This is a genomic window from Veillonella sp. 3891, from assembly GCF_003992315.1.
Lineage (GTDB): Bacteria > Bacillota > Negativicutes > Veillonellales > Veillonellaceae > F0422.
In genome coordinates, this window is the sequence record NZ_RQVE01000023.1 from 1 (window position 1) to 11,872 (window position 11,872).

Annotated in this window: 13 protein-coding genes and 1 pseudogene; 11 read left to right on the forward strand and 3 right to left on the reverse strand. The window is 39.3% G+C overall.

What is annotated here, in order from left to right; all coding sequences use genetic code 11:
- Nucleotides 1-381: 381 nt before the first annotated feature.
- From EO118_RS08375 to EO118_RS08850, 4 genes and pseudogenes are all read left to right on the forward strand, one after another.
- A pseudogene (locus tag EO118_RS08375) lies at nucleotides 382-675 on the forward strand (TraM recognition domain-containing protein); the annotation flags it as partial.
- A 91-nt stretch (nucleotides 676-766) separates the two neighbouring features.
- Entirely contained in the window at nucleotides 767-1,000 is a 234-nt protein-coding gene (locus EO118_RS08380; protein WP_127069476.1) for a single-stranded DNA-binding protein, read from the forward strand.
- A 580-nt stretch (nucleotides 1,001-1,580) separates the two neighbouring features.
- Complete coding sequence (locus EO118_RS08390; RefSeq protein WP_127069477.1) at nucleotides 1,581-2,252, forward strand: PepSY domain-containing protein; 672 nt, start codon at nucleotides 1,581-1,583, stop codon at nucleotides 2,250-2,252.
- A gap of 397 nt (nucleotides 2,253-2,649) precedes the next feature.
- Entirely contained in the window at nucleotides 2,650-2,730 is an 81-nt protein-coding gene (locus EO118_RS08850) for a putative holin-like toxin (RefSeq protein WP_370447269.1), read from the forward strand.
- A 263-nt stretch (nucleotides 2,731-2,993) separates the two neighbouring features.
- Here the strand turns inward: EO118_RS08850 and EO118_RS08395 are convergent, their stop codons facing one another.
- The 3 genes from EO118_RS08395 to EO118_RS08405 are packed head-to-tail and all read right to left on the reverse strand — an operon-like array spanning nucleotide 2,994 to nucleotide 4,719.
- On the reverse strand, nucleotides 2,994-3,224 hold the full coding sequence (locus EO118_RS08395; RefSeq protein ID WP_127069478.1) for a hypothetical protein: 231 nt from the start codon (nucleotides 3,222-3,224) through the stop codon (nucleotides 2,994-2,996).
- Nucleotides 3,221-3,937: a metallophosphoesterase gene (locus tag EO118_RS08400; protein ID WP_127069479.1), complete on the reverse strand. Its 717-nt coding sequence runs from the start codon at nucleotides 3,935-3,937 to the stop codon at nucleotides 3,221-3,223. Before EO118_RS08400 ends, EO118_RS08395 begins: the two co-directional genes overlap by 4 nt.
- Nucleotides 3,937-4,719, reverse strand: coding sequence for a DUF4931 domain-containing protein (locus EO118_RS08405; RefSeq protein WP_127069480.1), 783 nt, complete (start codon nucleotides 4,717-4,719; stop codon nucleotides 3,937-3,939). Before EO118_RS08405 ends, EO118_RS08400 begins: the two co-directional genes overlap by 1 nt.
- A gap of 89 nt (nucleotides 4,720-4,808) precedes the next feature.
- Here EO118_RS08405 and EO118_RS08410 point away from each other — a divergent pair, with 89 nt between their 5' ends.
- The 7 genes from EO118_RS08410 (at nucleotide 4,809) to EO118_RS08440 (ending at nucleotide 11,656) form a co-directional block, all read left to right on the forward strand.
- Entirely contained in the window at nucleotides 4,809-5,336 is a 528-nt protein-coding gene (locus EO118_RS08410; protein ID WP_127069481.1) for an 8-oxo-dGTP diphosphatase, read from the forward strand.
- 5 nt (nucleotides 5,337-5,341) lie between these two features.
- Nucleotides 5,342-6,475 carry an A/G-specific adenine glycosylase gene (mutY, locus tag EO118_RS08415; RefSeq protein WP_164723882.1) on the forward strand — a complete coding sequence of 378 codons (1,134 nt, stop codon included), beginning with the start codon at nucleotides 5,342-5,344 and terminating at the stop codon, nucleotides 6,473-6,475.
- A 22-nt stretch (nucleotides 6,476-6,497) separates the two neighbouring features.
- A complete protein-coding gene (locus tag EO118_RS08420) occupies nucleotides 6,498-7,673 on the forward strand; it encodes a metallophosphoesterase (protein WP_127069483.1) in 1,176 nt (391 codons plus the stop codon).
- A gap of 596 nt (nucleotides 7,674-8,269) precedes the next feature.
- Nucleotides 8,270-9,211 carry a metal ABC transporter solute-binding protein, Zn/Mn family gene (locus EO118_RS08425; RefSeq protein WP_127069484.1) on the forward strand — a complete coding sequence of 314 codons (942 nt, stop codon included), beginning with the start codon at nucleotides 8,270-8,272 and terminating at the stop codon, nucleotides 9,209-9,211.
- On the forward strand, nucleotides 9,208-9,957 hold the full coding sequence (locus tag EO118_RS08430) for a metal ABC transporter ATP-binding protein (RefSeq protein ID WP_127069485.1): 750 nt from the start codon (nucleotides 9,208-9,210) through the stop codon (nucleotides 9,955-9,957). Before EO118_RS08425 ends, EO118_RS08430 begins: the two co-directional genes overlap by 4 nt.
- An 8-nt stretch (nucleotides 9,958-9,965) precedes the next feature.
- Complete coding sequence (locus tag EO118_RS08435; RefSeq protein WP_127069486.1) at nucleotides 9,966-10,814, forward strand: metal ABC transporter permease; 849 nt, start codon at nucleotides 9,966-9,968, stop codon at nucleotides 10,812-10,814.
- Nucleotides 10,811-11,656, forward strand: a complete 846-nt coding sequence (locus EO118_RS08440) for a metal ABC transporter permease (protein ID WP_127069487.1) — start codon at nucleotides 10,811-10,813, stop codon at nucleotides 11,654-11,656. Before EO118_RS08435 ends, EO118_RS08440 begins: the two co-directional genes overlap by 4 nt.
- Nucleotides 11,657-11,872 lie beyond the last annotated feature (216 nt).

Here is an 11,872-nt window from a genome sequence, read left to right on the forward strand (position 1 = left end):
ATGAAAGTAGTCTCCCCACAAAAAAGAAACATAAGTGGGGCTACTTTGTGGTACCTAAAATTAGCTACATCCATTGTATTTCACTTATGTTTCTTAGTATTTCATTATATTTATATTTTTATATAGCTCTTATATGAAAGAAACTGAACAGATTAATTGCTGTCCCCAAAATTTGACATAGAGCCTATTTTTTGCTCAATAGAAGTATACGAACTCTGAATCATTCAAAATGACGTACCCCATAACTTATTCTCTTTAAAACTTTAATAATATTATTACATCCTTCTTTAGAAAAGGCCTTATCTGAACTAAAAACCTTAAGCAAATAACTTAATACCACTAAAAAGATGATGATTAAATTAAATAGTCTGCGAGAGCAGGCAGGTACAATTTCAGCTAAAGGCAATCTACAAGGATAATGGAGATACTATTGTAGATAACTGTGATAGCACCTTCTTTCTTGGTGGAAAGGAAAAGAGCGCACTTAAAGCGCTATCTGAAACACTGGGTAAAGAAACTATCGGCCTATTTAACACATCAGAAACACGCTCCAATGCTAATAGTTATGGACTCAATTACCAAAAGACAGGAAAGGAGCTGATGAGCCAAGATGAGATAACAGTTATGAATGGCAGTAAATGTATTTTCCAACTTCGAGGTGTAAGACCATTTTTATGACTATTGCAATTTGAATATCTAAATGGTATAATGTTATCAACAACATTGTTAATAACATTGTTAATAACATTGATACGAGGTGATATAAATGGATGTGAACTTTTTATTGGAAATAGCAATTAAAGAAACGATAAATTTAAAGACGAATGAGGTATTTTTACTTAGAGAATTATTTAAGGGTTACGAATGGAATAGGATAGAAAGAAAAGATAGATTATTGTTGGGCTCTCTTTTTCTGAATTACGTAAATAGCGGGAATTCTAATATAAAAATATTAGAAAAGACATCTTCAGGACAACAAAAATATATTATTATAAATTAACACGTCAAATTGAGGAAGGGAAAAAAGAAGAGTTATGATGAACTCTCACTCAAGGGTAGGCGTTAAAAGCGTTAGAAGATTCTATGGCTAATCTAGATAACCAACAAAGTAAAGTTCTAATAGAAACTGTTGATGGTGTTCAAAGGATAAGAGGATTGGCTGGTTCGGCAAAACTATAGTAATTGCTCTTAAAGTAGCTTATCTTCATGCCAACATCTAAATTGGAAGATAGCTATAACATTTAATACAAGATCGCTTAAAGGTCAGTTAAAACACCTTATAAATACATTTTATATAAAACAGACATCCTTTCTTATATGAGTAGCCCCAACATTTAGTATAGGGTCTATATATATTGAAATTTGATATAATGTAGTAGATGAGCATATGGGATACTCTGGGTAAGGATATAAAGGGTTACTAAAGTTCATGTAATATTCATCATAATTTCATAGATGGCTCATATTTTTTTCATCATTCTTTCATAGATGAGGAGTAAGATATAAGCAAGTTAGAAATAACGAATATTCCTTAATTAAAATATAAGACACGATGCAGATGGCATGTGAAGGAGGAAATTATGAAAAAAATGTTTCGTTTTGGAGCTGCTGTGATGGCTCTAGGTGTAGGTCTTATGATGACAAGTGGTGTAGCTAATGCTGCGAATACAAGTATGATGAAAAATATGCCGGCAGATCAAATGGCAAAAATTAATTCTTGGAATGGTGTAGGCAGCGTGGTTCCTAGCGTATTACCATTAAGCGATGTAGATTATAAAGGGGTTGTAACAACTTTCAAATCCTTATATCCAGATGCGCAAATTATTGGTATTTCTTATGATGGAAAGCATAATCCAACGTATGAAGTAGATGGCATTGTAGATGGTTTAAAAATTGAGATGCATATTCGTGAAAATGGTGATATTCTAAAGACAGAAGTAAAGCCTATGGAACATGGTAAACATATGAAACAACAAGGTTCGATGATGTATGGTAAAGGTATGAAAGGCAGCCATAGCATGTCTAAGGCATTTGATGTGAATGATATTATCATGCCAGAAGTAGCAGAAACAAAAGCTCAAGAAAAAGTGGGCGGTACATTCGAAGCTATGAATTGGTCCGTAGAAAAAGAACATGGTCGTCTTGTATATGAATTAGATATGATTGATGGTAGTGGTAAAGAAGCTGAAGTCAAAGTAGATGCGATGACTGGCGAAGTTATTGCTATAGATATGAAAACTAGTAAATACTAATTCTATCCTTATATAATATCCTTAAAACTCCCTTACTATATAAATACAAATAACACAAACAACAAAAAATACCCCCCTTTATTAAGACGTCACTGGCTTCGTTATGAAACCAGTGGCGTTTCTTTTACTTAGCAAAGGGAAGAGCACGCCACATTCCTCCACAAACTGATACTACGTTAGGTTTGCTTCGGAATATGGTGTGCTCTTCTAGCATTTTCTTATTTAGATAAACAAAGGAACGCCGCTGTGTTCTACACGCAACTGCGTTTCTCAGAGAATTTATAATTATTTTCAATCTATATCAACGATATGCAAAATATGCTATACTATATGCATAGAAGCCCTATCAACGTGAGTTGGGCTCATCTCTTCCTAATCAATGGGAGGAGGTGATACTATGACACCATTCGAGTTTTTTAGTTTACTAATACAATTTGGAATGTTAGTTATAGCATTTTTAACTTATTTGAACATGTAAGTGAAAAGCCTAACGTAAAGATAAGTATCGCAAGTACTTAACACGTTAGGCTCCATCACTATTTATACACTCTGAGATGAGCCTAACGCCTACGACACGTTGATGGCTCTTCTTTTGTTATGTCTAGTATAGCATAGTTTTTCACGGAAGACTACTTATTTTATTATAGGTGGTACTTTATTATGAATGACATATAATGTTGTCATAGTATATATAAATGAATTTGTCAAAACATAGTACAACCAATATAGGTAGATGGCAGCTTAAAACGACCGTTTGCCTAGGCTTGGGTGCTTGCACGGTTTTAATGTGTATCGGTCGATGATACGGCACGCTTCGTCTAGGGTTAGGTCTTCTTTTATAGGACCTTGTTCGAATATGCATCGAGGGTCGCTAGAGCCAACTTCGCCGGCTGGTAGGTATAGGTATTCTTCGTTATGAGGGTCACCAAAGATGTACCCTGCTTGTAAGTGTTCTTTGTGGATACGGCTCATGGTATCTCCTTCATCATAAAATTAGCGGCGTCCGCTGAGACTAAGTGTAATTGTGTGCGTCCCCAATGGGATGGCACTTTTTGAAATGATGCTTTGTCATGTAAATGACCAAATACGCAGTGATCTACATGGTACTGTTCTAGTAGGTCCGTAAATCCATTGGCATGGTTTTCTAAGGTTGGCGGATAGTGCAGCAAAAGTATGCGTGTTACTTGAGGGGGGTCATCACCACTTTCAGTAATCGCAGTTTCCATAGCGTCTAGAGCGGCTTTGGTACGCATTAACTCTCGCTCGTAGATGTGGCGGTCATCGACTTCTTTAAAGAAAGGATCTTGGGGGTAGATATACCCTTTTGTGCCACCGAAGGCAATGCCATTGTGGTAGAGGCCGCGACCTTGTAAGAAGGTAATACGTCCCTCCATAAGGGTATTCATTTTTTGTAGGCTTGTCCACCAATAATCGTGATTACCACGAATCATAAATTTGTTACCTGGTAAGGCAGCGATGGTATTTAAATCAATTTGAGCATCTGTCAGGCGCATGGCCCAAGACATATCGCCTACTAGAAAGACTAGGTCATCAGGCTCTACATGTTCTCGCCAGTGTGCTTGGATACGTTCCCAGTGGTTATCCCAGTGTGGACCAAATATGGTCATAGGTTTTGTTGGTGGTTGCCCAGATAGGTGTAAATCGCCAATGGCAAAAACTTTCATTAAACCTCCAAAGAATTGTGTAAATATGGTTGTATATGACGGATGACCTCTAAGGCACGTGTTTCATGGCACACTTGAGGAATCCCATAGCCGATGACAAGTGGTGATGTTATATAGCGTGGCACGATTTTAAGATAGTGAAATCCGTCATTAATATCGTAAAAAAATAGATTATAAGATTTTGCATATTTAGAGAAGTCTTCTAATACGTACCGTAAAGTGCGTTGTAAGTAGTTGGCTAGTATAGGCGTATCTAATTGTGGATCAAATCGCATATTAAATTCAAAGAACCCATGGATAGGACGATTGGATAAGGTCATGCGCAGACCATCCTCTTCATGGATAAGCCATCCATCAAAATGTTCTTTGTGAATATCTTCGCGGTAATCATAGTTCTCTAAGCCGATGATTTGACTATGGGGATGGTAAATAGATCCACCAGACATGGGACCATAGTTTTTAAAGAATAAGACCGACGTAAAACGAGGGTTAGCTTTTACCTCTTCCCATTTGGTTCGACCAAACTCTAAAATATGGACCGCTTCTGAAAAGGGTAATTTAGAATATTCCGTATGCACATGTGGTGACGTTTCAATAATAACAGTAGGCCATGTGTGTTCCAATACAGGATATTTATTCATGAGCCAAATGATGGACCCAGATGTATCTAGTATATCGGTTAATTGCGAGGGTTCGCAAAATGGGCAATGCCCGTCGCGATTGTGCATGCTGTCGGGCTTTGTTTGTCCCAGAGCAATATCAAAAATTAATGGTTCTTTCATAGTTCACCTCACTATTACTATAGTATCATAGGGGGCGAGGTTTATGAAAGTGTGAAACATGATATAATAAAAAAAGAATAGGAGGAACTATGAGACCTACAACATTATGTTTTCCAAAACGGGAGAATTTATTTTTATTAGGACGTAAAAAACGCGGCTTTGGAGCCGACTATTATAATGGATTTGGTGGTAAAATTGAGGATGGTGAAAGTTTCCGTGCTTGTGCCGTGCGAGAAGTCTTCGAAGAAGTATCCTTACTGGTGAAAGAAGAGGACCTACAAGCAGTGGCGCTGTTGGACTTTCAGTTCCCTTACTCACCGGAGTTGAGCCATATTAGTTATGTATATATGGTAGAACAATTTCAAGGCATTCCTTTGGAATCGGAAGAGATGGAGCCTTATTGGTTCACGTTGGACAATACGCCCTTTGACCATATGTGGGCTGGTGATGAAGAGTGGATTCCACGGATTTGGCGTGGCGAGAAATTGAAAGGTATTATTACCTTCAAGGAAGATAATAGTACGATAGAATCCATGCAATTCGTGACCGTAGAAGAGGTGCTAGAAAGCGACGATGTGGACCGTGTGGCGGCTTGGATATATGAGGGAATGAAGTGAAACCAATAGAACAGCAAAGCCAAGTGGCATGGACGAAACATTTATTAGATTGGTATGATGTGCATAAACGTGACTTGCCTTGGCGTGAAAGTAAAGACCCCTACCGTATTTGGGTGTCGGAAGTGATGTCCCAACAAACACGGATTGAGGCCATGCGTCCCTATTTTGAAAACTGGGTATTACAATTCCCAACACTAGAAAGTTTAGCTAGTGCCGAAGAAGATACGGTGGTTCGGGCATGGCAAGGTTTAGGGTATTATTCTAGGGCTCGTAATTTGCATCAAGGTGTGAAAGAAGTAGTAGAAACCTATGGGGGTCAAGTACCGCGAACAAGGAAGGAAATGGAATCCTTAAAAGGTGTAGGATCTTATACAGCTGGGGCAGTGCTTTCCATTGCGTATAATCTTCGTGAACCTGCCGTCGATGGGAATGTCCTCCGAGTATACGCTCGTCTGTATAATATCCACGAAGATATTTTGGGTACGGTAGCTAAAAAAACGATTACTGCTTTGGTAGAAGAGACGATGCCTTATGATCGCCCCGGAGACTTCAACGAAGCCCTCATGGACTTTGGCGCCTCCATTTGCATTCCTAAAACACCTCGCTGTGAATCTTGCCCATTGATGCAGGATTGTGAAGCAAAAATAGCAGGAACAGAGCAAGTATTGCCAATACGGATTAAGAAAACAAAGGTACAGGCTGTACAGCTCTACGTAGGGATTGTCCAAACTCTAGAGGGCTATTATGTGCTCCATCGGAGACCGAAGGAAGGCTTACTTCAAGGGATGTGGGAATTTCCAAGTGTAGAAGGTGGCACAGCAGAGAGTCGCAAAGTAGAATTAATTGAGTTACTAGCATCCATTGGGATTGCTGTAACTATGGATCGGCCTATGGTAAAAGAAGTGACTCATATTTTTAGTCACCGCAAATGGACTATGAAAGGCTATCGAGGGGAAGCTACAGAGGTGTCAATAGATTCGTCAAATGTGATTGTGCTAGAAGGTGATGAAGCGGTGCAACAAGCTGTAGCACAAGGTCAGATTATCCCTTTGAAAGACGATTGGATTCTCTGTCGTAAAGAAGCCTTTCACGTGTTACCTTGGGCGGGTCCTCATGGGAAATTCATTGATCTTTGTTAATCTATACCGAGGAGTGATATAGATGAGAATATACATATTAATAGGAGTCCTAGTGCTTGGAATGGCTTTGTTTGGAGCTATGACAGGATATTTAGTGGCCTTATTTAGAAGGCTGAGTAAACGAAAAGGTTGTATTTACGGATGTGGACTGGGATTGGCCCTTGCCATAGGTACGATTCTGTTGCAACGAATTATGTATGGTATCCATGATGGAGTCCTACCAAGCTTAATACGACCTGTGCTACTAGAGCTAAATGGATTAGTAGTAGCACTGGTTGCTACATGTCTTATATTGGCTGTATTCGGAATATTTTATGGAATATTGCACCTAGCCAATAGAACTGTGAATGAAGATGACCCTTTGCATATAAGCCGTAGGAATTTCTTCAAACGTACGGCTGTGGTGGTACCTGCTGTAGTAGGTGTGACAGGATCAGTAGCGGCCTTTCAGGGGAATGGTGAACTGCAACTACGTAAAATCCAATTAGCCTTGAAAGATAGACCAGAGGTGCTAAAAGGATATAAAATTGGACAACTTAGCGATATTCATTTAGGTCCATTCATTGGCATGGACAAGTTGAAAGAAATGGTAGATGCCGTTGCCAGTGAACATCCGAATCGTTTGGTTATTACTGGCGATTTAATCGATGACTTAGGCTATCTTGATGAAGTGGCAGACTATTTAGATAGCCGTGTGAAAGATTTTCCAGATGGCATTGATTATATTTTAGGGAATCACGAATACCGGGTGGATGTAGAGCGTGTGTGGAAGCGGTTGAGCCAAACGAAAATGCACATGTACCGCAACAGCCATCAACAGATATTAGGTGGACCTCGCCCTGTGTACCTAGTGGGCATGGATTACCACTTTAAAGATGATGTGCAAGAGGAAAACGTACGCTTGTTAGATAAAGCCATGAAAGGCATACCCGATAATGCATATCCTATTTTATTGGCACATCATCCGAATTATATTCCTGAAGCTTTTCGCCGACATATTCCTTTAACCTTGTCTGGACATACCCATGGTGGACAGATCAATCTGTGGGGGATGAACCTAGTGCCAGTGTACAAGCCCTATTGGAAAGGACTGTACGAAGAGCAAGGATTATTTGCCTATGTAAGCCGAGGGTCGGGACATTGGTTCCCAGTACGGTTAAACTGTGCTAGAGAAGTGACGGTATTTACTGTTTTATAAGAATCTGTATATCTTATTTTTATCACAAAATTGGTTAGCCAATTATTTTACAATTTGTAAAATTTTGATATACTGTAGATGTTACCTCCCCAATACTGGTGACAGGAAGGGGGTGTTTCAATGGAGCTTTTGGTTAACTTTATTATTTCTATTGTGGCAGGTATAGTTAGTTCCTATATCTGTAAATGGCTAGATAGAAAGTTTAGAGGTAATTAGCCTAGAGATAGCTCTCTAAAAAAAGCAGAACCCCCACAGCGGCAACTGTGGGGGTTCTTTGTTTCAATGGATTTGATTAACTTTTGTATCTGTAGTATATCACAAATAAAGCGTATTGTCATCCTCAAATGGACTTTTTAGTTATAAAGAGAGTGTATTTAATGATTTTTAACAAAAAACAACAAACAATATCCATTATCATTGGTATAAATGATAACAAAGGTAATAGCTAAATATTTTATTCTTTGAAACATATAATTAAAAATTTATATTGAGAAATACTATCAGTTGTGGTATAGTATAGCTAAGTAAGACTCATGGAATTTTTAATTTAGGGATAGTACGGGACATCCCATATGTTTAGTAAGGGAGGAAAGACCATGAAAGAATTTAAGTTTTGGCGATTGTTCATTGTTTTTGCCGTTTGTATTATGGCCATTGCAGGTTGTGGAAAGCAAGCAGATACGGTTCAAGAAGATAAACCATTACAAGTGGTAACTACAACAACAATGATTACAGATTTAGTACAAAAAATTGGTGGTAATCATGTAACAGTACAAGGTTTGATGGGTGCTGGGGTAGACCCACATTTGTACCAAGCTAGTGCTGGTGATGTATCTACATTACAAAAAGGCGATGTTATCTTCTTAAATGGTATCCATTTGGAAGGTAAAATGGGTCAAGTATTCCAAGAATTGAAAAAATCTAATAAAACTGTAGTAGAAGTATCGAAAGACATGGATCCATCTACTTTATTAGCTTTTGAAGAAGAAGGTCCAGATGCAAAAGACCCTCATATTTGGTTTGATGTACAAAACTGGAAATTAGCTGCGAAAGTAGTAAAAGATACATTGGTAGCGAAAGATCCTAAACATGAAAAAGATTATGTGGCTAATTACGAAGCATACATGAAAGAATTAGATGCAGCAGATCAATATATTAAAGATAGAACGAAAGAAATTCCTGAACAATCTCGTGTATTAGTCACTGCTCATGATGCATTCCATTACTTTGCTCGTGCCTATGGCTTTGAAGTAAAAGGCTTACAAGGTGTGAGCACAGCTACTGAAGCAGGCACAAAAGATATGAACGACTTAGTACAATTTATTGTAGACCACAAAATCAAAGCTATCTTCGTAGAATCTTCTGTTCCTCATAAAACGATCGAAGCCGTACAAGAAGCATGTAAAGCTAAAGGTTGGGATGTGGCTATCGGCGGCGAATTATACTCCGATTCCTTAGGTTCTCCTAACACAGAAGGTGGCACTTACATTGGTATGGTTAAAGCTAACATTGATACAATTGTGGGCGCTCTTAAATGATGAGTGATAGAAAGTGTATTTTGAAAGTAGATCATCTTTCAGTCGCCTATGATGATACGGTAGTGCTGAAAGATGTATCCTTTCAGATTGAACAAGGAACGATGACGGCCATAGTTGGTCCTAATGGTGCTGGCAAATCAACCTTGGTGAAAGCCATGCTAGGGCTTGTGCCATTGGTAGAAGGAACGATTGAGTTAACATTAGATACTAATACAGTTTCTGCTTATGGAGGCGCGAAAACGAATAGCATTTATAACCATATTGCTTACGTACCACAAACTTCAGCAGTAGATTGGGATTATCCCATCACTGTATTTGAGGTGGTATTAATGGGCACCTACCGCAGACTGGGGTGGTTTAAACGACCAGGGAAACGTGAACGAGATGAGGCGACAAAAGCCTTGCAAACGGTAGGCATGTTAGACTATGCAGAACGGTCTATCTCACAATTGTCAGGAGGACAACAACAGCGTGTATTCCTAGCCCGTGCTTTGGTGGAGAACCAAGAGGTGTACTTGCTAGATGAACCCTTTAAAGGCATTGATAAGACAACAGAATCTGTGTTAGTAAAGATTATGAAAGAAATGCAATCAGCAGGTAAAACCTTGCTCATTGTGCATCATAATTTACAGACTTTAGAAACGTATTTTGATCAAGTTCTCTGCGTGAATCGCAGATTGGTGGGCATGGGACCAGTTCGAGATATAGTAGGTTCCCATATCCTAGATGAGACATATTCATACTAGGAGGCACCATGGAATTATTACAACAATATACATTTCAAATCGTAGCACTGGGGACGGTGATGCTAGGCTTGGTATGTGGGGTCATAGGAACCTTTGCAGTCTTGCGCCAAGAAAGTTTACTAGGCGATGGCGTAGCCCATTCCACACTACCTGGGGTAGTGGCGGGGTTTCTTTTAACAGGCGTGAAAGACACTACAGTACTGTTACTAGGTGCGATTTGCACGGCCTGTTTGTCAGAATGGATTATGCACAAAACATCCCAAAAAGGAGTTCGTTTTGATGCAGCCTTAGCTACGATTTTAGCGGCCTTCTTTGGATTTGGTACAGTGTTATTAACGCGAGTACAGTCTATGGAAAATGCTGGACAGGCAGGTCTGAATACATTTATCTTTGGTCAAGCTGTAACCATGATGCAAAGTGACATTTGGGTGATGGCCATTTGTGGAACCTGCATTGTAGGCGGGGTTATTATACTTTGGAAAGAATTGAGTCTTACCGTATTTGACCCTATTGAGGCACAGTTGATGGGTATTCCTGTGTCAAAGGTGCGATTTTTTTACCGTGCCGCATTGGTGGTGACTATTGTCATCGGGATTCGGACAGTAGGGGTTATATTAATTAGCTCCTTATTAATTGGCCCAGCCATGATTGGTCGTCAGTGGACTCATTCCTTACGTACTTTAGTGATCATTGCTGCCATCAGTGGTAGTGCAGTGGCATTTACGGGCACATTTGTGAGCGCTCTCTGGGGCAATCTTCCTACGGGCCCTATTATCATTATTGTGATGACTGGTATGATATTATTAAGTTTAGTATTGGCTAATGGTAAACGCCTCGTGAGGAGGTGCTTAGGATGAGTCATATATTAGAAATTTGGGGTATCGCTACAATCACAGGCATCAGCTGTAGCCTCATAGGTACATTTTTGGTACTACGCCGTTTATCTATGATGGTGGATGCTATCACACATACTGTGTTTTTAGGCATTGTGTTAGCCTTTTTGGTGACAAAAGATTTGAACTCCCCTTGGCTTATCATTGGTGCCACCGCCATGGGAGTAGGGACGGTGTATGCCGTCGAGTGGATGCAACAACGTCGGTATATTCGACCAGATGCAGCCATCGGTATCGTGTTTCCCTTCTTATTTGCCTTAGCCATTGTGTTAGTTACCTTATTTGGTAAACACATACATCTCGATGTGGACACAGCAATATTAGGTGATTTAGCCTTTGCTACATTCCAACGCTTTACCGTAGATGCTTATGATTTAGGGCCTATGTTGTTATGGATCGCCATGTTGGTATGCCTTATCAATGCCGTATGCATTGCACTCTTTAAGAAAGAATTAATCCTTACTACCTTTGATCCTGTGTGTGCTAAGGTATATCAAGCAATGCCTATGGCAGTGTCCTATGGACTTATGACATTGACGTCCTTAACGACAGTAGCTTCCTTTCAAACGGTAGGTGCGATCTTGGTAACGGGTTGTATGATTGGTCCACCAGCGACGGCATTTATGCTGGCTCGATCTGTGAAAGCCATGTTATTCATCAGTATGATAGTATCTACCATAGCTACGACTATCGGTGTAGCCTTAGCGTTCCTTTGGGATGTATCCATTGGTGGTATGATTGCCACTGTCATCGGATGTATCTATGGACTTGTATGGATCTATAAATATGGTAGAAATAATGCATAATAGTAGCATTGTGTATGCTAGAAAGAATGCATAATGGTAGCATTGTATAAGCTAGCATACTATAGATACATAAGGACTGAAGTAAAATGATGTATTAGAATTTACTTCAGTCCTTTGTTATTTGTGTATTTCTTTAGCGCTTGAATTTATGATCTAAGTGCAACTAAAAAAGATTCATAGCTTTCTGATAAAATAGTGTTTGCAAAGACATCTAAA